General features: G+C 68.8%; 23 protein-coding genes. 13 read left to right on the top strand and 10 right to left on the bottom strand.

The annotated features are described in order from the left end of the window. Positions 1–92: 92 nt before the first annotated feature. Together ACSSVZ_RS19430 and ACSSVZ_RS19425 are read right to left on the bottom strand one after the other, a co-directional pair. A complete protein-coding gene (locus ACSSVZ_RS19430; RefSeq protein WP_453972389.1) occupies positions 93–509 on the bottom strand; it encodes a VOC family protein in 417 nt (138 codons plus the stop codon). A gap of 108 nt (positions 510–617) precedes the next feature. Further along, positions 618–1310 (bottom strand): CPBP family intramembrane glutamic endopeptidase, encoded by a 693-nt coding sequence (locus ACSSVZ_RS19425; RefSeq protein ID WP_453972388.1) that lies wholly within the window; start codon positions 1308–1310, stop codon positions 618–620. A 342-nt stretch (positions 1311–1652) separates the two neighbouring features. Here ACSSVZ_RS19425 and pheS point away from each other — a divergent pair, with 342 nt between their 5' ends. The 8 genes from pheS (at position 1653) to ACSSVZ_RS19385 (ending at position 9244) form a co-directional block, all read left to right on the top strand. After that, positions 1653–2765 (top strand): phenylalanine--tRNA ligase subunit alpha, encoded by a 1113-nt coding sequence (pheS, locus tag ACSSVZ_RS19420; RefSeq protein ID WP_453972387.1) that lies wholly within the window; start codon positions 1653–1655, stop codon positions 2763–2765. A 297-nt stretch (positions 2766–3062) separates the two neighbouring features. Beyond that, positions 3063–3341, top strand: coding sequence for an acyl carrier protein (locus ACSSVZ_RS19415; RefSeq protein ID WP_453972386.1), 279 nt, complete (start codon positions 3063–3065; stop codon positions 3339–3341). A 9-nt stretch (positions 3342–3350) separates the two neighbouring features. After that, on the top strand, positions 3351–3815 hold the full coding sequence (locus ACSSVZ_RS19410) for a 3-hydroxyacyl-ACP dehydratase FabZ family protein (RefSeq protein ID WP_453972385.1): 465 nt from the start codon (positions 3351–3353) through the stop codon (positions 3813–3815). Between the two features lie 2 nt (positions 3816–3817). Next, complete coding sequence (locus tag ACSSVZ_RS19405) at positions 3818–5038, top strand: beta-ketoacyl-ACP synthase (protein WP_453972384.1); 1221 nt, start codon at positions 3818–3820, stop codon at positions 5036–5038. Between the two features lie 155 nt (positions 5039–5193). Beyond that, positions 5194–6471 carry a beta-ketoacyl-ACP synthase gene (locus tag ACSSVZ_RS19400; protein ID WP_453972383.1) on the top strand — a complete coding sequence of 426 codons (1278 nt, stop codon included), beginning with the start codon at positions 5194–5196 and terminating at the stop codon, positions 6469–6471. Positions 6472–6485: 14 nt separating this feature from the next. Then, on the top strand, positions 6486–7265 hold the full coding sequence (locus ACSSVZ_RS19395) for an SDR family NAD(P)-dependent oxidoreductase (protein WP_453972382.1): 780 nt from the start codon (positions 6486–6488) through the stop codon (positions 7263–7265). A gap of 34 nt (positions 7266–7299) precedes the next feature. Next, a complete protein-coding gene (locus ACSSVZ_RS19390; RefSeq protein WP_453972381.1) occupies positions 7300–8325 on the top strand; it encodes a zinc-binding dehydrogenase in 1026 nt (341 codons plus the stop codon). A gap of 4 nt (positions 8326–8329) precedes the next feature. Further along, positions 8330–9244 (top strand): lipid A biosynthesis lauroyl acyltransferase, encoded by a 915-nt coding sequence (locus tag ACSSVZ_RS19385; protein ID WP_453972380.1) that lies wholly within the window; start codon positions 8330–8332, stop codon positions 9242–9244. 5 nt (positions 9245–9249) lie between these two features. On the opposite strand, the gene ACSSVZ_RS19380 is transcribed toward ACSSVZ_RS19385, so the two are convergent. The 4 genes from ACSSVZ_RS19380 to ACSSVZ_RS19365 all read right to left on the bottom strand — a co-directional run bounded on the left by ACSSVZ_RS19380 (position 9250) and on the right by ACSSVZ_RS19365 (position 14850). Beyond that, complete coding sequence (locus ACSSVZ_RS19380; protein ID WP_453972379.1) at positions 9250–10110, bottom strand: endonuclease/exonuclease/phosphatase family protein; 861 nt, start codon at positions 10108–10110, stop codon at positions 9250–9252. 46 nt (positions 10111–10156) lie between these two features. After that, positions 10157–11491, bottom strand: coding sequence for a PilZ domain-containing protein (locus ACSSVZ_RS19375; RefSeq protein WP_453972378.1), 1335 nt, complete (start codon positions 11489–11491; stop codon positions 10157–10159). Between the two features lie 83 nt (positions 11492–11574). Then, positions 11575–12399 (bottom strand): polysaccharide biosynthesis/export family protein, encoded by an 825-nt coding sequence (locus ACSSVZ_RS19370; RefSeq protein WP_453972377.1) that lies wholly within the window; start codon positions 12397–12399, stop codon positions 11575–11577. A 288-nt stretch (positions 12400–12687) separates the two neighbouring features. After that, positions 12688–14850, bottom strand: a complete 2163-nt coding sequence (locus tag ACSSVZ_RS19365; protein ID WP_453972376.1) for a GumC family protein — start codon at positions 14848–14850, stop codon at positions 12688–12690. Between the two features lie 220 nt (positions 14851–15070). Here ACSSVZ_RS19365 and ACSSVZ_RS19360 point away from each other — a divergent pair, with 220 nt between their 5' ends. Continuing rightward, entirely contained in the window at positions 15071–15844 is a 774-nt protein-coding gene (locus tag ACSSVZ_RS19360) for a WecB/TagA/CpsF family glycosyltransferase (protein WP_453972375.1), read from the top strand. Between the two features lie 33 nt (positions 15845–15877). Here ACSSVZ_RS19360 and ACSSVZ_RS19355 read toward each other — a convergent pair whose 3' ends face one another. Continuing rightward, a complete protein-coding gene (locus ACSSVZ_RS19355; protein WP_453972374.1) occupies positions 15878–16147 on the bottom strand; it encodes a BolA family protein in 270 nt (89 codons plus the stop codon). 160 nt (positions 16148–16307) lie between these two features. Between ACSSVZ_RS19355 and ACSSVZ_RS19350 the strand changes: the two genes are divergently transcribed. Then, complete coding sequence (locus tag ACSSVZ_RS19350) at positions 16308–17804, top strand: D-alanyl-D-alanine carboxypeptidase family protein (RefSeq protein ID WP_453972373.1); 1497 nt, start codon at positions 16308–16310, stop codon at positions 17802–17804. Between the two features lie 234 nt (positions 17805–18038). Next, the gene (locus ACSSVZ_RS19345) at positions 18039–19214 is read left to right on the top strand and encodes a CobW family GTP-binding protein (RefSeq protein ID WP_453972395.1); all 1176 of its coding nucleotides are present in this window, start codon (positions 18039–18041) and stop codon (positions 19212–19214) included. A gap of 11 nt (positions 19215–19225) precedes the next feature. On the opposite strand, the gene ACSSVZ_RS19340 is transcribed toward ACSSVZ_RS19345, so the two are convergent. Further along, the gene (locus ACSSVZ_RS19340; RefSeq protein ID WP_453972372.1) at positions 19226–19516 is read right to left on the bottom strand and encodes a sulfurtransferase TusA family protein; all 291 of its coding nucleotides are present in this window, start codon (positions 19514–19516) and stop codon (positions 19226–19228) included. A gap of 203 nt (positions 19517–19719) precedes the next feature. Between ACSSVZ_RS19340 and ACSSVZ_RS19335 the strand changes: the two genes are divergently transcribed. Next, a complete protein-coding gene (locus ACSSVZ_RS19335; RefSeq protein ID WP_453972371.1) occupies positions 19720–21522 on the top strand; it encodes a long-chain-acyl-CoA synthetase in 1803 nt (600 codons plus the stop codon). Between the two features lie 144 nt (positions 21523–21666). Continuing rightward, entirely contained in the window at positions 21667–22221 is a 555-nt protein-coding gene (locus ACSSVZ_RS19330) for a DUF924 family protein (RefSeq protein WP_453972370.1), read from the top strand. A gap of 25 nt (positions 22222–22246) precedes the next feature. Here the strand turns inward: ACSSVZ_RS19330 and ACSSVZ_RS19325 are convergent, their stop codons facing one another. Both ACSSVZ_RS19325 and ACSSVZ_RS19320 read right to left on the bottom strand, forming a co-directional pair. Further along, the gene (locus tag ACSSVZ_RS19325) at positions 22247–23032 is read right to left on the bottom strand and encodes a DUF1223 domain-containing protein (RefSeq protein ID WP_453972369.1); all 786 of its coding nucleotides are present in this window, start codon (positions 23030–23032) and stop codon (positions 22247–22249) included. Positions 23033–23320: 288 nt separating this feature from the next. Then, complete coding sequence (locus tag ACSSVZ_RS19320) at positions 23321–23899, bottom strand: NUDIX domain-containing protein (RefSeq protein WP_453972368.1); 579 nt, start codon at positions 23897–23899, stop codon at positions 23321–23323. Positions 23900–23912 lie beyond the last annotated feature (13 nt).

The raw sequence follows: 23912 nt of genomic DNA, 5'->3' as shown, positions 1-23912 counted from the left end.
ATCAGATGCTGGCCTCCACCCCAGCCAGCATCTTGAATCACAAAACGCCCCGAACAGGAATCCCCCCCGATTCAGATAAACAAGGAAACGCTCTAGAAATTCGGCCACAGCCCCGGCGTGGCGAGTTCGACCACGTTGTCGGCCGGATCGTCGAGGTAGAGGCTGCGGCCGCCGCCCGGCCACGTCACCTCGCTGGCGATGGCGACGCCGCGGGCGCGAAGCGCCTCCCTCCATGCGTCGTAGTCGGCGATGGCGATGTGAAAGGCGATGTGGCCCGGCCCATCGCAACGGTGGCCGGGCACCAGCCCGCCAGGGAGGTCCTTGTCGGCCTCGGCGCTCCGCCGGTCGAACAGGAGCAGGTTCTGGGCGGTGCCCGCCCTGAACACCCGCATTCCCTCATGATCGGCGACGCGTTCCAGCCCCAGCACGTCCTCGTAGAACGCGGCCGTGGCCTCGATGTCGTCGGTGTAGAGGACGGATTCGACGATACCCTGGATTTCCGGCCGCATGACCTCTCCCGTCTCGCCACCCCGTCCCGTTGATGTACGGGGACTTGTTGCTGTCGTGTGCTGGTGAACGACGCACAGGCACCCGGAAAGTTCCTCCCCGCTCAAGCTTCACGATCCGGAGTAAAGATAGCGCCCCAGCCCGACGGTGAAGATGAGATTCCCGTAGAGGCTGTGTTCCAGCCACACCGGCCAGAACGACCGCGTCTGGTCGTAGCGCCACGCGAACAGGATCCCGCCCACGCCCGTCAGGACGATGGCGATCCAGTTTCCGAACAGGATGTGGGCCGCCCCGAACAGCACCGCATTGGTCAGGATCATCGCCTGGCGATGGCCGGCGAACAGCCCGCCGTAGCGATGGAAGAACAGCACCCGGTAGATCAGTTCCTGGCTGGCTGCCGAGGCGAGCGGATAGAAGATCATGATCGTCAGCCACAGGTCCGGCCGATAGCGCGGCAGCGCCAGGAACCGCCCCGGCAGCAACAGGTAGACGAACAGAAAGGTTGCCGCCGCGACCGGCACGAACAGCGCCAGCACGGGGGTGAAATCGCGCATCCGCACGGGGGCGGCGAACGTCGCGCCCCAGGAGAACCGCCGGTCGCCGATCAGCAGCACGATGAAGATCGGCAGGACCGCGGCCATGACCACGAAGACACGGACATGGAGTTCGCGCGCGACGAGGAAGACCAGCGGCGGCGCCACGACGAACAGCAGCACGAGCTCGACCCAGAGCCGGAGACGCCGCCGCCAGGCCATCGGCGGCGGCACAGCGGCCGGAAGATCGGAACGGGTCGGCGGGGACATCAGGAACTCCACGGGGCAGAGGCGGCTCGATCCGGCCGGCTTTCCGTGGCGACACGACATTGGCGCACACGCTTTCGCCCGCGTCCGCATTGCAGAAACCGTCCACGATTTCTATAGCTCGGACCAACGCGCGGGATGCAGGCGCCTGGAGACGGCGTTGCACCCGTGGTGCGCCTCGGCCCGTGGGGCCGGGTCACGTTCATTTTCGGACGGCCATGGCCGGCCGGAAGCCAGCGTGACCTGGTTGCCGCGGACGAGATGCGCTCCTCGCTCCGGCCGGAGCTGCCGACTGCCACGACCATGCCGCACGCCTGCCCGATTCGGCGCCGACAAGGACTGACGATGACCGACACCGCACCCGACACAATGCCCGAAGACCTGGCGACGCTGGAAGCCGAGCTCACGGCCCGTATCGCGGCGAGCGAGACCGATGCCGATCTCGAGGAGGTCCGGATCCATGCCCTCGGCAAGAAGGGCGTGGTATCCGAACGGCTGAAGGAACTCGGCAAGCTCGACCCGGACACCCGGCGCGCCGTCGGGCCCGCCGTCAACGGCCTGAAGACCCGCATCACCGAGGCCGTCGGCCTGCGCCGCGCCCACCTGCAGGACGCGGCCCTCACCGCCCGCCTGACCGCCGAGACCGTCGACGTGACGCTGCCGGTCCGCCCGGCGCCGATCGAGACCGGCCGGATCCATCCGGTGACCCAGGTGATGGACGAACTGACCGCGATCTTCGCCGATCTGGGCTTCGCGATCGCCGAAGGACCGGACATCGAGACTGACTACTACAACTTCACCGCCCTGAACTTCCCCGAAGGCCACCCGGCCAGGGACATGCACGACACGTTCTTCTTCAACGAGAAGGAGGACGGCTCGCGGCTGCTCCTGCGCACCCATACGTCGCCGGTGCAGATCCGCACCATGGAGACCGTGGAGCCGCCGATCCGCATCATCGTCCCGGGGCGGACCTATCGCTGCGATTCGGACCAGACGCATACGCCGATGTTCCATCAGGTCGAGGGTCTGGTGATCGACGAGAATGCCAACATCGGCCAGTTGAAATGGATCCTGGAGGAATTCTGCAAGGCGTTCTTCGAGGTCGACAACGCGCAGATGCGCTTCCGCCCGTCGTTCTTCCCGTTCACGGAGCCGTCGATGGAGGTGGACATCCGCTGTCGCCGCACCGGCAGCGAGATCCGCTTCGGCGAGGGCGACGACTGGCTGGAAATCCTTGGCTGCGGCATGGTGCACCCGAACGTGCTCAGGAACTGCGGGCTCGATCCGGACCGCTACCAGGGCTTCGCCTGGGGCATGGGCATCGACCGCCTCGCCATGCTCAAATACGGGATGCCGGACCTGCGCGCCTTCTTCGAGGCGGACGTGCGCTGGCTCTCGCACTACGGTTTCAGGCCGCTCGACATGCCGACGCTGTTCGGCGGCCTGAGCCAGCAGTAGAAATGCCGGCCGGCCGGTGCATCGCAGACGGCGCGACGGCCAGCCGCATATGGTGTTCCATAAGGCATGACTTGTGCTAAGGAACGCCTCCAATAATGACGCGTCGCGGGCGCGCCGTGCGTGGACCCCTCCGGTCCCCGTTCCGGTTCGGCCGCGATTGCCCATTGCAAACCGTTTCCCGCCGATCCGCCGCTCGACCCCGCTGAAGTGGCCGCGAGAGGCAGCGGGTGCCTCCGGTCGATCGGTTCCGTCCGGGCGGCCTACCCCGCCTGAACACAGCAAGGAGTTGTGCGTTCGATGGATTCGACCTTCGACAAAGTCGCGGACATCATTGCCGAGACGTGCGAGCTGCCGCGCGATACCATCACGCCGGAGAGCCACGCCATCGATGACCTGGGCATCGACAGCCTCGATTTCCTCGACATCGTCTTCGCGATCGACAAGCAGTTCGGCATCAAGATTCCGCTCGAATCCTGGACCGAAGAGGTCAACAGCGGCAACGCTGCCGCCGAGGACTACTTCGTCCTGAAAAACCTCTGCGCGCGCATCGACGAGCTGGTCGCAGCCAAGGGCTGAGCCGATCTCATGCGTCTCGAATATTTCCAGATGATCGATGAGGTCACCGCCTACGACGGGACCGCGAATCGCATCGAAGCCCGCTCGACCGTGCCGATGCAGAGCACGGTCTTCGAAGGGCATTTCCCCGGCCACCCGCTGGTGCCCGGGGTGTTGCTGATCGAGACGATGGCCCAGGCGTCGGGCTATCTCGTTCTCGCCCACAACGACTTCACCCGCATGCCCTTCCTCGCCGGCGTGAAGCAGGGCAAGCTGCGGACCTTCATCGAGCCGGGAACCCAACTGGTGATCACCGCGACGCTCGCCCACGACGGATCGGGCTTCTCGGTGACCAACGCCCAGATCGCCGTGGACGGCAAGCGGGTCTGCGACGCCACGCTCACCTTCAAGACGATGGCGTTCCCGACCCCCACGTTCGAGGCGATGATGCGAAGCCAGGCCGAAGCGATCGGGCTGGCCGGGAGCGTGAGCTGAGCATGTCCGCACATCCGCGCGACGCCGTCATCACCGGCATCGGCCTCGTCTCGTCGCTCGCCGACGGGATCGAGGCGCACACCCGGATCCTGAGCGGCACGGATCGCCCGAAGCCGCAGCTCGACACCGAGACCTATGCCCCCTACCCCGTCCATCCGCTGGTCGACATCGACCTGTCGACCCAGATCCCGCGGCGCGGCGACCAGCGCCAGATGGAGAACTGGCAGCGCTACGGCACTTATGCGGCCGGGCTGGCGCTGACCGACGCGGGCCTTGCCGGGGAGACCGACTATCTCGAGCGCATGAACCTCATCGTCGCCGCGGGTGGCGGCGAGCGCGACGCGACCGTCGACGGCGACATCGTCGAGGGCTGGCGCCAGGCGCCGGACCCCGGCGCCTTCGTCAACGACCGGCTGATGTCCGACCTGCGCCCGACCCTGTTCCTGGCGCAGCTGTCGAACCTGCTCGCCGGCAACATCTCCATCGTCCACCATGTCACCGGCTCGTCGCGCACCTTCATGGGCGAGGAACTCGGCGGCGCGATGGCCATCGAGACGGCCTGGCGGCAGATCCGCGCCGGCCAGAACGACCTCTTCCTCGTTGGCGGCGCCTACAACGCGGCGCGCTACGACATGATGGTCTTCCTCGCCATGTCGGGCGGGCTCTGGACGGGCGACGACGTGCCGGACATCTGGCACCGCACCGGCCAGGACGGCGGCATGGTTCCCGCCTCGATGGGCGCCTTCCTGGTCATCGAGAGCCGCGAGCACGCCGAGGCGCGCGGCGCCAGGATCTATGCCCACATCGACGACGTCGTCACCGACCGCGGCGCCCGCGACGGTTCGGAGCGCTACCAGGCGCGCATCGCCCGCCAGGTCGAGCGCCTGGAGGCGGCTGCGGGCGATGCTCCGGTCGGGCTGCTGTCCGGCACCAGCGGCGTGCCCGAGGCGGTGCGCCTCGAGCGCGAGATGATCGCCGGCATGTCCGCCGGCCGGCCCACCTATGTGCGCGGCATCGGCTCGCTGATGGGCCACGGCATGGAGGCGCAGATGCCGGCGGGCGTGGCGCTTGCCGCAGCCGCCCTCTCCGCAGGCACGTTCTATCCGCCGTTTTCCGACAGCGATGCCGAGGCGGAGGCGCGCGAGGCCCCTGCCACCGTCGCCGTCACCGGCTGGGGCTCCTGGCGCGGCGAGAGCCTGACCATTCTGGGTTCGGAGTCCTGACCGACCGTCCGCGCGGGCTCGAACCTGCTAGATGCAATTTTCGATCGGGTGCGGACGCCCGGTCGGCCAGAAACGGCACCGGATCACTCGCTTGATCATGCCCGGTTCGGACCGCCTCCGACCGAGCCGGACCTGATCCAGATCGGAATGAGACCATGAGCAGCGCCACCCGCGATCACAAAGGCCGCCCGATCGTCGCCGTCACCGGGCTCGGCGTCGTCACCTCGCTCGGCCAGGGCAAGGACGACAACTGGGCGGCGCTGACCGGCGGCAAGTCCGGCCTCAAGCGCATCACCCGCTTTCCCACCGAAGGACTGCGCACCACCGTTGCCGGAACCATCGACTTTCTCGACCTGGACGATCTCTGCGCACCGGCGCTGACGGAAAAGCTTGCCGTGCTGGCGGGCGAGGAAGCGCTGGCCCAGGCCGGCCTGCCGACCTCCGGCAGCTTTCCCGGGCCGCTGTTCATTGCCGTGCCGCCGGTCGAGCTGGAATGGAAGCACCGGCTGGCGCTCTACGAGGCCGGCCAGAGCGGCGAAGGCTGGAAGCGCATGCTGGACGGCGTGCGCCACGGTGACTGGGTGGGCATGCACCGTGCCTTCTCGTTCGCCGGGGTGGAGGAGCGCGTCGCCGACCGCTTCGGCACCCAGGGCGCCCCGATCTCGCTGACGACCGCCTGCGCATCGGGCGCCACCGCAATCCAGCTCGGCGTCGAGGCGATCCGGCGCGGCGACTGCGACGCCGCCCTGTGCCTGGCCGCCGACGGCTCGGTGCATCCGGAGACCGTGGTGCGCTTTTCGCTGCTGTCGGCGCTCTCCACCCAGAACGATCCGCCGGAGAAGGCGTCGAAGCCGTTCGCCAAGAACCGCGACGGGTTCGTCGTTGCCGAAGGCGGCGGCGCGTTCGTGCTGGAGAGCCTCGAGAGCGCCCGGGCCCGCGGCGCCGAGGTGCTGGCCATCGTCTCAGGCATCGGCGAGCGCGCCGACGACTTCCATCGCACCCGCTCCAAGCCCGACGGCTCGTCGATCATCGGCGTGTTCCGCGAGGCGCTGAAGGACGCGGACATGTCGGTGGAGGACATCGACTACGTCAACGCCCACGGCACGGCCACGCCGGAAAACGACAAGATGGAATACCTGGCGCTGGCGGCCGTGTTCGAGGACGCGCTGCCGTCGATTCCGGTCTCGTCCAACAAGTCGATGATCGGCCACACGATCACCGCCGCCGGCGCCGTCGAGGCGGTGTTCTCGGTGCTGTCGCTGAAGACCGGCCGGCTGCCGCCGACCATCAACCTCGACGAGCCGGACCCGACGATCCCCCTCGACCTCGTCCCGAACGTCGCCCGCGACGTGCCGATCCGCACGGTGATGTCGAACTCGTTCGGGTTCGGCGGTCAGAACGTGTCGCTGCTTCTGTCGGCCGAACCGTTCTGACGGGCCGGCGCACGATGACCGACGCAGCGTCTCCTGGAGCGGGCAAGCGGGTCTACGTCATCGGTGCGAGCCGGGGCATCGGCGCGGCCATCGCCCGCGCGCTGGCCGCCGACGGCTTCGACATCACGCTGACCTCGCGCACGCCGGACGGCGAAGTGGCGGATGTCGCCGCAGAACTGCGCGCCGCCCACCCGTCGGCTGATTTCGCGGTCCACGAGGTCGACACCGGTGACCGGGCGTCGGTGGCGGCCCTTGCGGCGGTCATCGAGGAGAACGAGGCGACCTACGGCCTCGTCTACAACGCCGGCCAGTCCTACGACCGGCTGGCCGCGAGCATCGATCCCGATCGCGCCGCGGAGCTGATGGAGATCAACGCGCTCGGCTTCATGCGGCTGGCGGCGGCGGCGATGCGGCCGATGGTGCGCGCCAAGCAGGGCCGGATCGTCGCAACTGGATCCATCACCGCCAACTACGGCGTGTCGGGAAACGCCACCTACGCCGCAACCAAGGGCGCCCTCCTCGGCTATGTCCGCACGCTGGCCGTGGAGATCGCCCGCAAGGGCGTGACGGTGAACTACATCGCCCCCGGCTTCGTGGAAACGCGCCTCATCGAGCCCTATCTCCCCTACCGGGAGAAGATGGAGCGCCAGATCCCCGCCGGCCGCCTCGCCCAGCCGGAAGAGATCGCCCACCTCGTCCGATTTGTGCTTTCGCCGCTTGCCGGTTACATGACCGGCTCCGTCCTGACCATCGACGGCGGGCTGTCGGCGAACCTGATCAACCGGCGGCCCTGACCACCGTCTCAAGACCAACGGATACATCCAGAAGATGCGCGCCCTTCAGCTCGTCAGCGACCGCAATCTCAAGATCGTCGACATGCCCGAGCCGGAGGCGCCGGGCGACGGCGAGGTCCTGATCGAGATCGGCGCCGTGGCGCTGAACCACATCGACGTCTGGGGCTGGCGCGGCATGGCGTTCGCCCGTCGCAAGCTGCCGCTGGTGGTCGGCGCGGAGGCGGCCGGAACCGTGGTTCAGGTCGGCCCGGGCGTCAGCGATCTGGTGCCCGGTCAGAAGGTGGCCATCTACGGCGCCCAGACCTGCGGCGAATGCAAGGCCTGCCGCGCGGGCCGCGACAATCTCTGCGAAAACGTCGGCGGCATCCACGGCTTCCATCTCGACGGCTTCGCCCGCGAGCGGATGGTCACCAAGGCGCGCCTGTGCGTGCCGGTGCCCGATAACGTCACCATGATCGACGCCGCCTGCGCCTCCATCACCTTCGGCACCGTCCAGCACATGCTGTTCGACAATGCCAGGCTGGAGGAAGGCGAGACCGTGCTGGTCCAGGCCGGCGGCTCCGGCATCGGCACCGCAGCGATCCGCATGGCCAAGGCCATCGGCGCCACGGTCATCACCACCGTGGGCAGCGACGAGAAGGCGGAAAAGGCGCGCGCGCTCGGCGCCGACCACGTCATCAACTACAACACCGAGCGCTTCGAAGGCGTGGTGCGCAAGCTGACCCGCAAGCGCGGCGTCGACGTGGTGTTCGAGCACACCGGCGTCGACACCTGGCAGGGCAGCCTGTTCTCGCTGAAGCGCGGCGGCCGGCTTGTCACCTGCGGCTCGACCACCGGCATCACCGCTGAAATCAACCTGATGCAGCTGTTCCAGCAGCAGTACCGCATCTTCGGCTCGTTCGGATGCACCATCCGGAACGTGGCCGAAGGCCTTGCCAAGATGTCCGAGGGCATCCGGCCGGTGATCGACACGTCGATCACCCTGGACCAGATCGAGGAGGGTCTTGCGCGCCTGGAGAGCCGCAAGGTGTTCGGCAAGATCGTCATGACGCTGGGCTGAGACGGTGATCTCCAAGCGCGCCCTCACGGCCCGCGCGCTGCGAGCCGCGGACTGGATCTTCGGCAAGATCGTCGTCGGCGTCGTCCGGCTCATCCGCCTGCTGCCGGCGCGCGCCGCGGTCGACTTCGGCGGCTGGGCATCGCGGACGATCGGTCCGCTGCTGCCCGTCGACAAGGTCGGCCGCGACAACCTGGAAGCGGCCTATCCGGAGAAGTCCGCGAAGGAGCGGCGCCAGATCCTCAACGGCGTGTGGGACAATCTCGGCCGCACCGCCACCGAGTTCATGTTCCTCGACAAGATCTTCGACTTCGACTTCCACAACCCGACAGCCGGACACTTCGACGTCAGCGGCATCGAGCAGTTCCTGGAGATCCGTGATTCCAAGACGCCGTGCGTCGTCTTCACCGCGCATCTGGCCAACTGGGAGCTCCTGCCGGTCTGCGCGGCGACGTTCGGGCTGGATGTCTCCGTCCTCTTCCGTCCGCTGAACAACGCCCGGCTCGCCCGCGAACTCGACGTGGTACGCGGCGGCACCATGGGCGGTCTGGTTCCCTCCCAGCCGGGGGCCGTTGCAGCGCTCGACGGTATCCTGGCCCGGGGCGGACACGTCGGCATTCTGGTCGACCAGCGGTTCGGCCGCGGCCTCACGCTGCCGTTCTTCGGCCGGCCGGCGAAAACCAACCCGCTGCTGGCCAAGCTCGTCCGGCGACACGAATGCAACGTCTACGCGGCCCGCTCGGTGCGCAAGCCGAACGGGCGGTTCTACATGGAGCTGAAGGGCCCGCTCGACCTGCCCCGCGACGGCGAGGGAGAGATCGACGTCGAGGGCACCATGACCTTCGTGAACGATGTGGTGGAGGGCTGGATCCGGGAGCATCCCGAGCAGTGGCTCTGGCTCCACCGCCGCTGGCGAATCTAGAGCCGTCAGCGCGCCCGACGCGCGACGTCCACCGTCACCGGCAGATGGTCGGAGCCAATCGGCGGACCCACGCCGACGACCTGGGCGGCGAGTTCTCCGCTCACCAGGACATGGTCGATGCGCACACCGACGGCCGCCGCTGCCGCGGGCCACGACGCTGCGAACCAGATGCCCCTCTCCGCCGGCATGCTCACCGCGGTCTGGCGCAGGAACTCCGCCATGCTGGGCGCCAGCGGCGAGCCGTTGAAATCACCAGCCACGATGCGCGGCATCCCGGCCTCGCCGAGCGTCGCCCGGTAGGCGGCGAGCGAGGTGGTGCGATCGAGCTCGGCCAGCGGCCCCTTCGCCCGGGGCGCATGCACGCCCAGCACCAGCACCGGCAGGCCATCCACAACGACGCAGCCGAGCGCGGCGCTTTCGGCGATCGGCGTACGCAGCTCCGGCACCGGGCAGGACTGCCGTCCCGTGCGCAGATAGATGGCGGTGTTGCTCGCCGTGCTGGTCGCGAGGAGCGCATACTGCGATCCGAGCGTGCGCTCGATCGCCTCCACCCAGAATGGCACCCGCTCCTGGACCACCAGCACGTCCGGATCCCTCGCACGAACGGCCTGGGCGAACGAGGTGGCGTCGGTGTTGCTGAACAGCAGGTTCGCGGTCATCACCCGCACGCCGCCGGCGGTGCCCTCGCTCGTGAGCGTTTCCTTGTAGAGGGCAAGCCCGACACCCAGGCAGACGACCAGGGCGGCGGCCAGCACCAGCGGCCCCTGCCGCCGGGTCGCCAGCGCGACGAGGGCAAGGAGGCCCGCCAGGACGCAGACCGACTGCGGCAGGAAGTTGAAGCTGCTGTCGAGGATCCAGCCGGTCATGGACGTGCCCGCCGACCGGCAGCGGCGGACGTCCGTCGGACGGGCCTCACAGCCCGGTCGACGGTTCGAACGTTACGACGACCGGCTCCCCGATCGCGCTGGACGGCAGCGGCTGATCCGGCTCGATCCAGGCCACGACCCGGTCCGGCGCATTGCCCAGAGCCGCCGGCACGCCGATCCAGTCCTCGTCCAGATTGGGCGTCACCCGCTTGATCTGCCCGATGATCGTTCGCGCCGAATACGGGAGCCGGATCTCCACCCTCCGGCCCGGAACCAGCACGTCTGCCCTGTCGCGGGCGAACACCGCCTGCACCATCGGCACGGCGGTCGATGCGTACAGGCGCACCACCGGCGCGCCGACGGCAACGAGGCCGCCTGCCTCCGCAATCGTCTGAACCACGCAGTAGCAGGGGCTTTCGAGAGCTACCCGACCGCCGGTCGATTCGATGGAGGCGAGCTGCGTGCCGGGCACCACCTCATCCCCCTTCTTCGCCACGATGCCGGCGACCAGGCCGCCCGTCGGCGCCGTCACGGTGATCTGCGGCGCGGCGATGGCGCCCGTCTCGGCCGTGAAGCTCGGTTCGATGGGGGTGAAGAACATGAACATGCCGATCCCGACCACCACGAGGACGAGGACGCCGTTGAGGAGGCTCGACAGCATCCGCACCAGGCGCGGCGGCCGGCGCCGGGCAGAGCCACGCGCCTGGTCGATGCGGCGCCGGCGGGCGCCCTCGCCGATGCCGATCGTCAATGGCACCTGGCCTTCCATCAGCGCACCGGCGAGCGACCGCAGCATGCGGATCTGCGCGTGACTGAGCTCGGTGAACCGGAAGCCGAGCCGCTTGCGGTCGACGTACACCACCTCGGCGGTCACCGTGGTCGAGACGACGAACTGGTCGAGATAGACGGTGAAGGTTCCGGTGGCGCGCTGGCCCTGCCTGAAGCTGCCGGATCCGGCCGCCAGGGCAAAGCCGCCGAGCGACCAGTCGAGGGTGCGGAAGCTCTCATCGCCCGTCTCGAAGCGGGCGGGGGTCGCCAGCCGGTAGGCGAGCCTGCGGCTGGACGCATCGTCGGCACGCGGCGCGGCCCAGGCCTGCCGCTCCGGCACCGGCGGGAAACGATCGCGTTCGCCCTCCCAGCCGGGCGACGGGGGCTCCGGGGCCATGGCGGCGGGAGGCTCCCGAACTGGCTCCGGCCCGGGGACCGCGCGCTCCTCGCGGGCGGATCTGGAACCCGCACGCGCACCAAGCGCCCCCATGAGCGACCCCATGAAGCCCGGCCCGCGCGAGGAGGCATCGATCGCTTCGAGTTCCTCGCGCACCCGCTCCAGCTCGGCTGCCGCGGTGCTGGAATCGTCGCTCTGTTGATCGGCGTGTTTCATGGGGGTCGCCGGCGCCGACGCCTCTGCCCCCGCACCGGTCTGGCCGGATGCATGAGGATCAGTGGGCGTACCGGGCGGGCTCATCAGTAGACCGTCTTCTGGATCGTGTAGCTGAAGCCCCGGCTGAACGGCACGGTCTTGTTGATGAACTGGTCGACCCAGAGGTTCACTTCGGCGATCGTCGAACGCGGGACGAAGACGATGTCATACGGCTGCAATATCACGTTTTCGGCTGGGGCCGCGCTGTCGGTGAACTGGTCGAGGTCGACGATCCGCATCATCGGCTGGTCGTCGGGGCTGCGGCGGATCAGGACGATCTTGCGCAGGCCGGCCGTATCCTTGAGGCCGCCGGCCATGATGACGGCCTCCATGACCCCGAGCGGCCCGGGGACGGAGAGCGCGCCCGGCCGCTCGACCTCGCCGCCGACGAACACCTGGCGCGAGCCGAAGCTCTTCGGCACCACGCCGACGGTCGGGAAGCGCAGATACTTGCGGTAACGCTCCTCGAGTTCCTGTTCGAGTTCCTTCGGGGTGCGCCCGTCCGCCACCACGCTGCCGATCAGGCTGAGGTAGATCCGGCCGTCGGGGGCGACCTGCGTGGTCGCGCTCTCCTCCTCGTAGAAGGGCAGATTGATGGTCACCTCGTCGCCGATGACGAAGCGGAACTCGGACGCGACGCCCTCGTTCCACGGCCGGAAGCCGGTCGCCAGGCCCGGATCGGCGTAGGCCGTCGGAACGATCGGTGCCGGGCGGCCTGCGGCCGCGAGCGTCCCGGAACAGGGAACCACGCGGGGCGAGCGGCTCTCGGTCGGCTGAACGCAGCCCGTCGCGGATTGCCGCCCCGCGGACATCTGTCCGCAGGCGCCCACCGCAAGCACGCCGATCATCGCCAGGGCAAGTTTCTTCAACGAACCGGACTCGCTCCACTCGGAGAGCACCGCACGTCACCCGCCACGTCGTGGCCAGCCCGATCGGCCGCTCCCCCGTGCACGCCAGCCCCGCTGCCACCCGGAGTGGGGAAAGCCTGCGCTGGTGGCACGACTGCCATCTATCGCGCATTAAGGTTAGCGACGGGTAAACCGCGGATGCCGACCGGACCCCGTCCCTGCCGCAGGCGGCCAGCAGACCGCCCGCGCGAACCAGGGGAACCGCGATGCGGGGACCCCACGGAGGCCGCGCACGTCGCGTCGATGCGATCAGGCCTCGCGGCCGCCGAGCCGGAACCGCTCGCTCGCCTCGACGGCGTTCAGAACGATGGCGGTCTCGGCGGTGCCGCCCGGGATCTGGCAGAGGCGGACGGTCTCGCGCAGCCCCTCCCGGCTGGTCTGGCGGGCCCTGGCGACCACCAGCGTCGCGTCGACGACACCGGCGAGGAACCGGGCATCCGGCACCCGCGCCAGCGACGGAGTGTCGAGAATGATCAGATCGAGATGGTCGGCAAGCAGCGCCAGCAGGTCCTCCCAGTTCAGCGACCGGTAGATTTCCTTGGTCCCCGACCCCGTCAGGCCGCAGGCCAGATAGAGCGCCGACGACGCGCTGTCGATCTGGATGGCGCGCTCGCTGTCGGCCTTGTCGAGGAGCACGTTGGCGATGCCGATGGTGTCGTGGCCGCCGAACAGGGTGTGGATCGTCGGCCGGTCGAGATCGCAGTCGATCAGCAGGACCCGGTCGCCCGACAGCGCCGCGGCCCGCGCGAGCGCGGCCGCGATCGTCGTCTTGCCCTCGCCATCCTCGCCCGAAGCCACCATCACCGTCGTCGCCCGTTCCTGGCCGCGGCCGATCAGCAGCGACACCCTGAGCGCGCGGATCGCCTCGGCCAGTTGGCCGTCGGGCACCTCGACCACCCGCTCGACGAGCGCAAACGGCCGGTCGTCGGCCCCGGTCAGCCTGGGGACTTCCGCAAGCGGCGGCACGCCGAGCACGTCCTCCACGTCTTCCGAGACCAGGATGCTCGGCTGGAACTGAGCCAGCAGGACGGCGAGCGCAACCGCCAGGAACGACGACGCCACCAGCCCGCCCGCGACGATCAGCTTGCGGTTCGGGCCGCTCGGCTCCAGCGGCGGCGTCGCCCGTGCGACGACGCGCGCCCGGGCCCGCTCCAGGCCCATCTGGTTCTGCAGCTGGCTCTGGCGCTCCAGAAAGGATTCGTAGACGCCGCGCGACGCTTCCGCTTCCTGTTCCAGCCCGCGCAGGCGGATTTCCGCTTCGCGCTGACGCGACAGCTCCTGGCGGAGATCCTCGGCGTTGGCCTGCAGCTCCTTCACCCGTTCCGACTGGATCTGCTGGCTGCGCCCGAGGCTGGAGGAGATGTTGCGGGTCTCGGTCTCGATGGCGCTGCGCAACGACTCGAGCGCGGCGCGCGCCGAGATCACTTTCGGATGCGACGGCTGGTAGAGCGCGTTGAGCCGCGACATCTCCTGCTCCAGGTTTGCCTCGCGCTCGACGAGGCTCTGGATCAGCGGCGAGGCGACCACCTGCGGATCGCTGCCGGCGCTGGCGCCGTTGCGGTCGGCGTTCTGGCTCACGGCACTGGCTTCGGCGAGGGCCGCCTGCGCGCGGCTCAGCTCGACGCCCAGCTGGGTGATGCGCTCGCGCAGCACCGTCGACGAGACGCCATCGGAAATGCCCGATTCCCGCCGCCAGTCCTCGACCGCCTGCTCGCGGCGGTCGACCTCCAGCCGCAGGTTGGCGACGCGTTCGCCGAGAAGGCCAAGCGCGTTGCGCGACAGATCGCGCGAGCGCGCGACCTCGTCCTGCAGATAGACGTCGACGATGCCGTTGGCGACCTCGGCGGACAGCTTCGGCGACTTCGATTCGAACGTCACGCGCACCACGTTCGACTGGCCGACGCGGGAAACCGTGAGGTTCTCGCGCAGCGCCCGCACCATCAGCGTCGCCAGCTCCTGCCGGTCCGTCGGCTCGGTCTCGTCGGCCTTTGGCAGGATCCGCGCCAGCAGGCCGGTCCGGCGGCCGAGGGCCGGGTTGATGGCCGGGTAATATTCCAGATCGAGATCGGAAATGGTTTGCGACAGGATCGCTTCCGACCCGATGACCTGCACTTCCGTCTCGGTGACGATGTCCGACGGGAAGGCGGTGCGGTTCTGGTCGGAGGCGGCGAGCACCTCTTCGGAGCGCGGATCGATTTCGACGATCGCCGACGCCAGGTATTTCGGCGCGAGCGACAGCGCCAGCGCGACGCTTGCACCGGTGCCGAGGATGACGATAACGGCGATGAGCAGCAGCCGCTGGCGCAGGATGCGGACAACCCACACGAGGGGGTTGGTGAGCGCGCCGTCGCTCTCATTCCAGCGCTCGGCAGCCGGTCGTGGTCCGCGCCGGATGTCGGATGTATCGTCCATCTGCGATCCTGCGGGTCCCGCGCTCTTCGGGACCGGACACGGGTGCCGGCCGTCCGATTGGCGGCCGCCACGGCTTGCCGCACCTTCCAGCCCCTTGCCGGACGACACGACTTGGCAACAGTCCCGTTCATGACAGCAATGTATTAACTATACATTTCGGGCGGATATCCGGCACAAGAACGCGCACCGCCGCCGGTCTTCCCTTTCGACCCGGATCGACATGCCCCAGGCCAGAACCACCCGACTGTTCGGCATCGACGTCGCCGTGATCGCATTCGACGCGGCGATCGACCGCATCCTGGGGTGGGCGCGCCAGCGGCCGACGCGGATCGTCTTCACCTGCAACCTCGATCACGCGATGAAGCTGAGGTCCGACGCCGCCTTCCGCGCCGCCTACGAGGGCGCCGACCTGGTGGTCGGGGACGGCATGCCGTTCGTCTGGCTGGCACGGCTGTCGAAGGACCCGCTGCCGTGCCGCATTTCCGGCTCGGAGCTGATCGTGCCGCTCTGCCGGGCGGCGGCCCGCGAGGGCTTGAGCGTCTTCCTGATCGGCTCGACCGACGACCGCCTCGCGCGCGCCGAGGCCTCGCTCAGACTAGCTGCGCCCGGGCTGACCATCGCCGGCCGGCACTCCCCGCCGTTCGGCTTCAGGGACGACCCCGAGGCCCAGCAGGTGGCGGCGGAAATCGTCCGGCGGGCGCGCCCGGATATCCTGTTCGTCGCGCTGGGGCCTCCGACCCAGGAAATCTGGACGGCCGACGTCTGCGACCGGATCGACTGCGGCGTCGCGATCTGTATCGGCGCCGGCCTCGACTTCCTTGCGGGCGACGTGCGGCGCGCCCCGCGCTGGATGCAGAAGGGCGGCCTCGAATGGCTGTGGCGGACGTTGCAGGAGCCGCGCCGGCTGGCGCCGCGCTACGGCCGCATCATCGTGATGCTTCCGCGCCTGCTGCGCGACCACGTCCGCGACCGCCGCCGGCGATCCGCCGAATAGGCCGCACCGACGCAATCGTCCTGCGACCGGCCTCTATTCGCCCGGAGCGAGGGTCTTCAGAGCCAGCGCGTGAACGCCGCCCGCCAGTTCGTCGGCCAGCAGCGCGTTGACCATCCGGTGCCGCTCGATCCGGCTCTTGCCGGTGAACGCCTCCGACACCACCCGGACCCGGAAATGGGTCGAGCCGCCCTCGCGCCAGCCGCTGTGGCCGGCGTGCAGGTGCGACTCGTCGACGATGTCGATGTCGCTCGGCCGCAGTGCCTCGGTCAGCTTCCGCTCGATCGTGTCACGGGTCGCGGTCAAGACTGCCCTCCTTTCGCCATATCAGCACGGAATTCATGGCGCGCGTGGGGCCGACGATTTCCGCAGTCTCGATGGATTCTTTGCGTCCGGAAGCGTCATCGGCTATGACGGCCTTGGCCTTGCGCACGCTCGCGACCCCTCAAGCTCGAGGAGCAGACTCTTGCCTGACCGCGTAGCTATGTTGAGCCGGATTCGCAAGCTTGCCGCGCTGGTGTGTCTTGCCGCCGTCGCCGCTGCCGGACCCGCGCGCGCAGAAATCGGATCCTATCTCGTCTTCGACGTGAACACCGGTGCGATCCTCGACGAGCACAATGCCACCAAGCCCTGGTACCCCGCCTCGCTGACCAAGCTGATGACGGTCTACGTGACCTTCCGGGCGATCGACGAAGGCCGGATCACGCTCAAGTCGCCGGTGGTCATCTCGGCGGAGTCGCTGCGCGCGCCTCCCAGCAAGATGGGCTTTCCGGTCGGCAGCGTCATCACCGTCGACACCGCGCTGAAGATCCTGATGGTGAAGTCGGCCAACGATGTGGCCGTGGCCCTCGGCGAGGCCGTGGAAGGCTCCGAGGCGGGCTTCGTGCGCGCGATGAACCGGGAAGCGCGCCGGATCGGCATGACCCAGTCGAACTATGCCAATCCGCACGGGCTGCCGGACAAGAACCACGTCTCCTCGGCCCGCGACCTCGCCATTCTCGTGACGCAGATCCGCAAGGAATTCCCCGACTACGACGATCTCTTCCAGATCACCGCGCTGAAGCTCGGAAATCACATCTACAAGAACCACAACTACCTCGTTGCCCATTTCCCCGGCACGACCGGCATGAAGACCGGCTTCATCTGCTCGTCCGGCTTCAACCTCGCCGCGACGGCGAAGCGGGGCGGGCGGGAGATCGCCGCGATCGTGCTCGGCGGCTACACGTCGCGCGAGCGCAACGAGGAGACCGCCAAGCTGCTGGAAATCGGCTTCCGCACCCGCACCGGCTTCCTCTCCGGCAACCGCAAGAGCATCGACGATCTGCGCAAGGCGTCGGTGACGGCCGGAACGCCGGTCGACCTGCGGCCGATCGTGTGCGGCGGCAAGCGGCCGAAGACGGCCTATTCGGACCGCTCCAACGTCGTGGCCTATGACGAACTCGACGAGGACGAGGTGGCCACCGCCTATGCCGCCAACAGCCGCGACCCGTTCGCGAAGCTTCTGCCCGGCGGCAAGCAGCCGGTGCTCCTCAACAGCTCGGGCGGCCAGGTGATCTCCTATCTGCGCAACGACCTGACGGTTGGTCCGCCGACGGAAATCTTCATGGGCGGCGCCACCGGGCCGCAGCTGGCCCTGGACGAGGAGAGCGGCGAGATGGAAACCATCTCGGCTGCGTCGATCCCGGTGCCGCGGCCTCGCCCGCTGTTCTCCATGATGGTCTCGGCCGACCGCATCGATCCGGCCGAGGTGATGGCGATCGCGGCCAGCATCCGGCATTCCAACAGCGGACCGCCGGTCGACACCGCCGCGGCCCCGGCGGCCCCCGCCCCGCTGGCGCTGGTGTCCACCGCATCCGCCGCAGAGGCCGGGCCGGAACCGCTGTCCGAACCGGTTCCCGTCGCCACCGCCGCTCCGGGCGACATCACGGTCTCCTGGTTTCCGCGGCCGAAGCCGGCGGACTAGCGCATATCCCGGTCAGATCGAAGCGATCGGACCGGGAGACCTTGCTCAAGGGATTGAACCTGGAGCCGGCACGCAGATGGCCGCAACCGGCCTTGATCGGCTGCCGAACCGAAATCCCGCGGGCCGGGGTCAGCGGGCGGCAGGCGCCGTCACCGTTGTCGGGTGCGAACGCCGGCCGACTGCACCTGCGCGAACCGGTCCGGTTCGCCTGTCGAGGACGTTTCCGCGGTGACCATGCCTGCCCCCCGATCAGAGCGCCTGCAGCCCATCCCGCTGACCGTGATCACCGGCTTTCTGGGTGCCGGCAAGACCACGCTCCTCAACCGGCTCCTGGCAGCGCCCGAGCTCGCCCAGGCCGGGGTGATCGTCAACGAGTTCGGCGACATCCCGCTTGACCATCTGCTGGTGGCCAACGTCGCCGACGACGTGATCGAACTGTCGTCCGGCTGCCTGTGCTGCACGGTGCGCGGCGAGCTCGTCTCGACGCTGGAGGACTTCCTGCGCCGCCTCGACAACGGCCGGCTGGAGCGCCTGTCGCGGGTCGTCATCGAGACGACGGGCCTCGCCCATCCCGGCCCGATCCTGCATGCCGTGATGCTGCACCCCTATCTCGTCCAGCGGTTCCGGCTCGACGGCGTCGTCACCCTCGTGGACGCCGTCAACGGCATGGCCACCCTCGACGCGCACGAGGAAGCCCTCGCCCAGGCCGGCGTCGCAGACCGGATCGTTCTCACCAAGACCGACCTGCTGCCGGCCGGCGATCCGGCTGTCGCCGCGCTCCGCGCCCGCCTCCATGCCATCAATCCGCTGGCGCGCATCCTGGATGCAGCCAAGGGCGAAGCCGAAGTGCCGGCGCTGCTGGGCGCCGGGCTCTACGACGACGAAACCCGCACGATGAACGTGGCCAGGTGGTTCGGCGAGACCGAGGAGGCCGCGGATCACGCGCATCAGGGTCATACTCATTCCGATCACGGCGATCACGGCCACGCGCACGATCATGGCCACGACCATGCGCACCCGGTGAACCGCCACTCCGACCGGGTGCGCGCGTTCACGCTCGAGACCGATCGGCCCATCGAGGTGCGCGCACTCGACATGTTCCTGGACCTGCTGGTCGCGAGCCACGGTCCGAAGCTGCTGCGGGTGAAGGGCATCGTGAAGCTGGCCGACGACCCGGAGCGCCCGCTGGTGCTGCACGCGGTCCAGCACGTGCTGCATCCGCCGGTGCGGCTGCCGGAATGGCCGGACGGGACGCGCACCTCGCGCCTGGTCTTCATCGTCGACGGACTTCCGGAGGGCTTCGTGCGCTCGCTGTTCGACGCCTTCACCGGCAAGCCCGCGGTCGACACGCCGGATGCATCCGCGATGTTCGACAATCCGCTGGCGATCCCCGGCGTTCGGGGCCGTTGAGGCTGAGCGGGTCAGCCGTCCTCGGAGGCTGCGCCGGCCTCGATCAGGAACAGGAACACCCCATCGGTCTCGGTCCCGTCGACGACGGCATGTCCCTTGCTGCGGCAGAAATGGGGGATGTCGAGCTTCGACAGGGGATCCGTCGCGGCCACCCGGAACCGAGTGCCCGGGCGCGCTCCCCTCAGCGCCTTGGCCAGGCGCAGAACGGGCAGCGGGCAGTTGAGCCCCTTCAGGTCGAGAACGGTTTCCTCAGATGCCGAGGCCGTGTTGGCGGTGGCGGGCGTCGGTGCGTGCGTGCTCATGGCTTCACCACCACACGAGGACGTGCCCGGCGTCAAACCGAATTCGCCCTTCCAACCTGGTGCGCGTCTGCCATAGTCCCCGGAGACATAGAGCCTTTTGCGACCGTCCGGGCGTCACCACCTGGTCGTAAGAGGCTCAAAGGGAAACGTCCGCACGGCACGACAATCGCTCTCGAAGGCGAGGCCGGCGGCAGGAAACGCCGATGCTCGCTCGTCTGCGCAGCGAATGGGCCTATCTCGCGGGCGCGCTCAGGGCTCTGAGGCGCGTCAAGCCGATCGCGCGCGCGCCGAACCGGACCTGGTGCGACCACGTGGAGGATCTCGCCCGCCGATTTCCCGATCGCCCGGCGCTCCTGTCGGCCGGTGAGAGCTACACCTTCGCCGCCTTCGATGCCCGCGCCAACCGCTACGCCAGGTGGGCCCACGCCCAGGGGATCACCAAGGGCGACTGCGTGGTGCTGTTCATGCCGAATCGGCCGGACTATCTCGCCGTCTGGCTGGGCATCGCCCGGGCGGGCGGGGTCACCGCGCTGATCAACACGCATCTGCGCCGCGAGGCGCTGGCCCACTCGGTTTCGATCGTCGAACCCAAGCTCGCGATCGTCGATGCGGCGCTGCTCGATGCCTACCGGACGGCGGACGGGCTCGTCGAGGCACCGCCGGAGCTGTGGGTCCTGGCCAACGACCCGGTGGACGGGCCCGCCGGCCGGGCGCTCGGCCCGGCCCTCGCCGCGGTTTCCGACGCGCCGCTTGCGCCCGATGAACGCACGCCGCTCACCATCAACGATCGCTGCCTCTACATCTACACCAGCGGCACCACCGGCCTGCCGAAGGCCGCCAACCTCAATCACTACCGCGTCCAGGCGATCATGAACGGGTTCTCCGCCGCCGTGGATGCGCGCGCCCGCGACCGGATCTACGTCTGCCTGCCGCTCTATCACTCGGCCGGCGGCGTCCTCGGCGTCGGCATCACGCTGACTGTCGGCGGCTCGGTGTTCATCGCCGAGCGCTTTTCCGCGGCCCGCTTCTGGGACGACGTCGCCGATAACGGCTGCACGATCTTCCAGTATATCGGCGAGCTCTGCCGCTATCTGCTGAACGCGCCTGCCCATCCCAAGGAGCGCGCCCACAGGCTGCGCATCGTGGACGGAAACGGTCTCGGCGCCGACATCTGGGAGGCCTTCCAGGCGCGCTTCGCCATCCCCCGGATCCTCGAATGGTACGCCGCCACCGAGGGCAACGCAGTGCTCTTCAACTTCGACGGCAAGGTGGGCGCGATCGGCCGCATTCCCGGCTGGGCGAAGTCCATCTTCTCCATCGACGTGGTGCGCTTCGATCCCCTCACCCGGATGCCGGAGCGCGGGCCGGACGGCTTCTGCGTCCGCTGCGGCCCGGACGAGCCGGGCGAGATGATCGGCGAGATCCTCGACGATCCCAACAAGCCCAGCCAGCGTTTCGACGGCTACGCCGACGCGGCCGAAACCTCGCGGAAGATCGCCACCGACGTGTTCCGCGCCGGCGACCGGTGGTTCCGCACCGGCGACCTCGTCCGCCGCGACGCGCGCGGCTATTTCTACTTCGTCGACCGGATCGGAGACACCTTCCGCTGGAAGGGCGAGAACGTCTCGACGACCGAGGTGGCGCAGATCATCGGCGCGATCCCGGGGGTACTGGAGGCCACCGTCTACGGGGTGGAGATCCCCGGACGCGACGGCCGCGCCGGCATGGCCGCCCTGGTCGTCGACGACGACTTCGACATCAACAGCCTCCCCGCGCGGCTCGCCAAAGGGCTGCCGGACTACGCGCGGCCGCTGTTCCTGCGCTTCCGCCCGGCGCTGGAGACGACCGGCACGCTGAAGCAGCGCAAGGTCGACCTGGTCGCGGAAGGCTACGACCCCTCAGGCATCCACGATCCCCTGTTCGCCGCCGATCCCGTCACCGCAGGCTTTGTCCGCCTCGACGACGATCTCTATAGTCGGATCCGCACCGGCGCCGTGCGCCTCTGACCTGGACCTTCCCGTCCGGAGCCCACAGATCTGAACGAACGGGACCTTCTCGACACATCGACCGTGTGACCGTTTTCTGTCGGAAAGGTGGATCCGCCCGGGAAAAACGGCTCCGCAACGACGACCGCGCGTAGGGGATTGCGAATGACCGATGCAGACGTGCCGGAGGAAGCGCTCGCGCTCCTGGACTTCTGGTGGACGGCGGGGCCGGCGGCCTGGTTCGACGGCGGCGCGGAGTTCGACGCCGCCTGCGAACCGTTCCGCGACCTGCACGACCGGGCCGCACGCGGCGACCTGGATGACTGGGAGGCGACCCCCGTCACCACGCTGGCCCTTCTGCTGCTGCTCGACCAGCTTCCGCGCAACCTGCATCGCGGCTCGGCGCGCGCCTTCGCGACGGATACCAAGGCGCTTGCGATCGCCGAGCGGGCGCTGTCGCGAGGCTTCGACAAGGCCTACCCGATGCCGGCTCGCAACTTCTTCTACCTGCCGTTCATGCACTCGGAGGATCTGGCGATGCAGGAGCGCTCGCTCGACCTCTATCGGGCCGCCGGCGTCCAGGACACCTACTTCTACGCGCTGGTCCATTTCGACGCGGTGCGCCGGTTCGGCCGCTTCCCCCACCGCAACGACGTGCTCGGGCGCGAGACGACCGAGGCCGAAAAGGCCTATCTCGCGAGCGGAGGTTTCTCCGCCTGACCGCACGCGGCGCGGGAGGGAGGGATCAGCGCGTGACCCGCGCGTTGGCCACCGGCGCCGGCCAGCTTGTCGTCGCGGCGCCGACGATGGCGCCCGGCCCGGCAGGCTCGTTGAGCTGCACCAGCACCACGCACGCCGTCCCGCCGTCGCGGCTGATCTCGTCGATGGGCATGTCGATCGAGACGGGGTGTCCCTTCCACATGCCGATCGCCCGCAGCGAGCGAACGACGTTGTGATAGACGATCGACCGGCCGGAGTTCTCGCCGCGTCCGATGTCGACCTTGACCTCCGGCGTGATCGAGCCGAGCCAGATCGTCGCCGATGCCTTCGGCGCGCCGGGCGCGGCGGCCCCGATCCGGAGCTCCAGCACCGCGCCGTTACGCTCCAGGCCGACCTTGATCGCCGGCGCCAGCCCATGAGTGGCCTGGCCGTCGATCTCGCGGCGCACCGCGTTCTCGTTGTTGCCGACAACGTCCTCGCGGCCGTTCACCACCACCTGGGGGGTGTAGACGGCGCTGTCGCCGCGCACCTGCGCATAGGCGAACTGTCGTTCGGTGTTCTCGCGGCTCGCCAGCGTGTCGGGCCAGCCGAGATAGTCCCATAGGGTCACCGGATAGGTGAGCGCGATCACCGTCTGGTCGTCCATCAGCCGGCCGAGCAGCTTGTCGGCCGGGGGACACGAGGAGCACCCCTGGCTGGTGAACAGTTCCACCACCGCCGGTCCCTTCGACGACCCGTCGTCCGCCTTCGCCGGAAGCCCGAAGGCGATCACGGCGAGGCCGAGAAACAGCACCGCTTTGCGTCCGACCATGTGAGTTGGTTTCCCGTCTGGGTCTGCTTGCCGGAAGGCGCCACCGCAGCCACTTCGATCCCGTCAGCCTACGGATGGACCCGCTCAATAGCGAGTCACGGTCGGGTGACGCCGGGTCAAAATATACGGATCCGGTCCGGATTTCATCTCGCACCGCCACGGCGCGAGCACGCCAGAAAACATGGAACAACCCTTTGATCTGGTTGGGATCTTCAATTCCAGATCCCGGCCGCCCGCCCCGCAGCCCCGCCTGGACCTCCGAGCCGGAAAGCCGTTTCTCGCCAACGCCTAGGCGCCGCCGTCTGATCCGCCCAGGCTTGCGACGAACGACGCGAGGTCCCCCGTGGCGCCGTCCGGGTTGGCGAACGGAGGCTGACCCGCGCCCTGCAGGACGTGACGGTCGTGATGAAGCGCCCATGTCACCGAGGGGAAGGCGATCTCCCCCCAGGGGATCTCGTCCCAGTCGACGAGCGCGACCTCCAGGCTCTCCGGCCCGGCGGCAAACGCGCCGTCCAGCTCGGCCCGGTAGATGATCTGCACCTGCGACAGGCGGTGGATGGTGTAGACGGCGAGCAGCGAGGTGAGCCGGATGGTGGCGCAGGCCTCTTCGCTGGCCTCCCGGCGGGCCCCTTCCTCGGGAGACTCGTTGAGCTCGAGATAGCCCGCCGGGATCGTCCAGAACCCCTTGCGCGGGTGGATCGCCCGGCGGCACAGCAGGATCTTGCCGTCGGCGCGGACCACCGAACCGGCGACGATCTTCGGGTTCTCGTAGGACACGAACCCGCAATGGGTGCAGACGGCGCGCTCGCGATCTTCGCCGTGCGGCGTGACGTAGTGGAAATCGGGTTTCGGCTCAGTGTCGGTCATGGCGCGCAGAATG

The organism is Amorphus sp. MBR-141, assembly GCF_053628695.1.
This window is presented reverse-complemented; position numbering and strand designations above follow the sequence as displayed.

Coding starts and splice junctions, on each gene's coding strand:
- ACSSVZ_RS19365 (WP_453972376.1), bottom strand. CDS start 14,850: ATGGACGATACATCCGACATCCGGCGCGGACCACGACCGGCTGCCGAG.
- ACSSVZ_RS19390 (WP_453972381.1), top strand. CDS start 7,300: ATGCGCGCCCTTCAGCTCGTCAGCGACCGCAATCTCAAGATCGTCGAC.
- pheS (WP_453972387.1), top strand. CDS start 1,653: ATGACCGACACCGCACCCGACACAATGCCCGAAGACCTGGCGACGCTG.
- ACSSVZ_RS19325 (WP_453972369.1), bottom strand. CDS start 23,032: ATGGTCGGACGCAAAGCGGTGCTGTTTCTCGGCCTCGCCGTGATCGCC.
- ACSSVZ_RS19340 (WP_453972372.1), bottom strand. CDS start 19,516: ATGAGCACGCACGCACCGACGCCCGCCACCGCCAACACGGCCTCGGCA.
- ACSSVZ_RS19395 (WP_453972382.1), top strand. CDS start 6,486: ATGACCGACGCAGCGTCTCCTGGAGCGGGCAAGCGGGTCTACGTCATC.
- ACSSVZ_RS19415 (WP_453972386.1), top strand. CDS start 3,063: ATGGATTCGACCTTCGACAAAGTCGCGGACATCATTGCCGAGACGTGC.
- ACSSVZ_RS19360 (WP_453972375.1), top strand. CDS start 15,071: ATGCCCCAGGCCAGAACCACCCGACTGTTCGGCATCGACGTCGCCGTG.
- ACSSVZ_RS19375 (WP_453972378.1), bottom strand. CDS start 11,491: ATGAAACACGCCGATCAACAGAGCGACGATTCCAGCACCGCGGCAGCC.
- ACSSVZ_RS19335 (WP_453972371.1), top strand. CDS start 19,720: ATGCTCGCTCGTCTGCGCAGCGAATGGGCCTATCTCGCGGGCGCGCTC.
- ACSSVZ_RS19345 (WP_453972395.1), top strand. CDS start 18,039: ATGCCTGCCCCCCGATCAGAGCGCCTGCAGCCCATCCCGCTGACCGTG.
- ACSSVZ_RS19405 (WP_453972384.1), top strand. CDS start 3,818: ATGTCCGCACATCCGCGCGACGCCGTCATCACCGGCATCGGCCTCGTC.
- ACSSVZ_RS19430 (WP_453972389.1), bottom strand. CDS start 509: ATGCGGCCGGAAATCCAGGGTATCGTCGAATCCGTCCTCTACACCGAC.
- ACSSVZ_RS19410 (WP_453972385.1), top strand. CDS start 3,351: ATGCGTCTCGAATATTTCCAGATGATCGATGAGGTCACCGCCTACGAC.
- ACSSVZ_RS19320 (WP_453972368.1), bottom strand. CDS start 23,899: ATGACCGACACTGAGCCGAAACCCGATTTCCACTACGTCACGCCGCAC.
- ACSSVZ_RS19330 (WP_453972370.1), top strand. CDS start 21,667: ATGACCGATGCAGACGTGCCGGAGGAAGCGCTCGCGCTCCTGGACTTC.
- ACSSVZ_RS19425 (WP_453972388.1), bottom strand. CDS start 1,310: ATGTCCCCGCCGACCCGTTCCGATCTTCCGGCCGCTGTGCCGCCGCCG.
- ACSSVZ_RS19400 (WP_453972383.1), top strand. CDS start 5,194: ATGAGCAGCGCCACCCGCGATCACAAAGGCCGCCCGATCGTCGCCGTC.
- ACSSVZ_RS19380 (WP_453972379.1), bottom strand. CDS start 10,110: ATGACCGGCTGGATCCTCGACAGCAGCTTCAACTTCCTGCCGCAGTCG.